The 1,600-nt window shown below is 53.0% G+C and carries 2 protein-coding genes; both read left to right on the forward strand.

The window, feature by feature from the left end:
• Positions 1-31 precede the first annotated feature (31 nt).
• Entirely contained in the window at positions 32-385 is a 354-nt protein-coding gene (locus tag A7X77_RS31465) for a helix-turn-helix domain-containing protein (protein ID WP_245293825.1), read from the forward strand.
• Between the two features lie 242 nt (positions 386-627).
• Positions 628-1,440: a hypothetical protein gene (locus A7X77_RS31470; RefSeq protein ID WP_197486928.1), complete on the forward strand. Its 813-nt coding sequence runs from the start codon at positions 628-630 to the stop codon at positions 1,438-1,440.
• The last annotated feature ends 160 nt before the right edge of the window (positions 1,441-1,600 follow it).

Raw genomic sequence — 1,600 nt, forward strand, 5'->3', positions numbered from 1 at the left:
GGCATTTTGAAATCCTTTGTGGTTAATACCAATGTTGATTGGTATCTTAACCATAATCCTGTCACTGGCTTGCGGTCAACAAGAAGTTGGGTATGATACCAAAATAAATTTGTTTGGAACGCAAATGGCAATCACCGGAAATCAAATGCGGGCGGCACGGTCTCTCGTCGGGTTAGATCAAATTGCGCTTGCCGAAATGGCTGGCGTCAGTGCGAACACAATTCGAAATATGGAGGGCGCAGGAGCCGGGCGAATAAATGTCCGGACGATGACTCTCGATGCGGTAACGGATGCATTAAAGGCAGCGGGGGTCGTTTTCGTGGAAGAGGGCATGAACGACGGCGGGCCCGGCGTACGGCTGACGGCGCGTAGCGAGGAAAAATAATGCAAGACGAGGACAGAAAGACGCCTCCTGGGCATAGCGGATTTTTCGCTGTGGACCCGAGAAGATGGACAGAAGCTTGCACTGACGGGATGAATTCCGCCGTCTCCTATCTGATCCTGTGCCGGGGAACTGGTGGCGACAACCGGACTACCTCGTGGTCGGTTATGGCGATCGAGAGATGGACTGGCATTTCGCGACCTCGCGCTCAAGCGGCAATCGATCTTCATATAAAGAAGGGACGGGTGGAGTTGATTCGTGGGGGAAGAAACCCACAGTACCGGATCGTAGCGTTCGAGAATGAGGGCACGGACGGTGACCGGAGGATATGGCTTCCCAACACCCTAATTGATGGCGCTGCTAAAGAGGCACCTGCGATCGAACTCATTCGCCAGAACGGCAATGTAAAGGCTCTCGAATTACTGGTCGATCTTTACGAACAGCACTTTCTGGCAACTGAGGGCGGGATCGAGTGGCGTCAAGGCAAAGGCATTCGCGTAGGCTACCACCGAGACAAGGTGGTTGATTGGGGAGAGTTCTCTGTTTGGACATTCACAGCCAATTCGAGTGAAACAGCCTGGGCAGATTTCCCGCCGTTCGCCAAGTTTTCAGACTCTTCCGCCTTCTGGGAAGCTTGGCATCTCCTCCGGCATCTGGGCTTGGTCACCAGCGTTGCGCATCTGGTTGAAAGTGACACTGAAGAAGGCGAAGTGATGCACCCGCTTCCATACGATACCGATGGGATGCCCCATGAGAAGGAGATAGCCGAAGCAGCGCACGACGCAGCGTTTTCGATGATGGCCGAATGGCGGCAGGAGCATCCGGATTTTTATTACGCGGATCCGCTTGTGCCACTGCGGCGGCATTTTCAGAAGGTCGAACTCGTAGGGATATTTCGTCTACGTTACTTGCCTCATACGAGAGCGACCGCCGACTGGATGAGGAAGCAATCTGAGTGGGCTGGCATAGCTGATGACTTCCGCGAGCTTGAGGCCGTAGCCGCCGGGAAATCTGTTAGAAATCAGCGACATGCAATATCAAGGGTAGATCAAGGATGATCAATGCTGATCAAGGTAGTTCAATGGGAGATCAACGCCAGTCAAGAGCCGAAGGCGGATACTATCTGACCCAAAAATCTGAAGCAGAGCAGCTAAGTCACGTGACGGCGGAGTGAGAGTAGGAGGGGTATGATAAACGTTCAGCTATATCGACATCTAA

It is taken from the genome of Rhizobium bangladeshense (assembly GCF_001662075.1).
Taxonomy (GTDB): domain Bacteria; phylum Pseudomonadota; class Alphaproteobacteria; order Rhizobiales; family Rhizobiaceae; genus Rhizobium; species Rhizobium bangladeshense_B.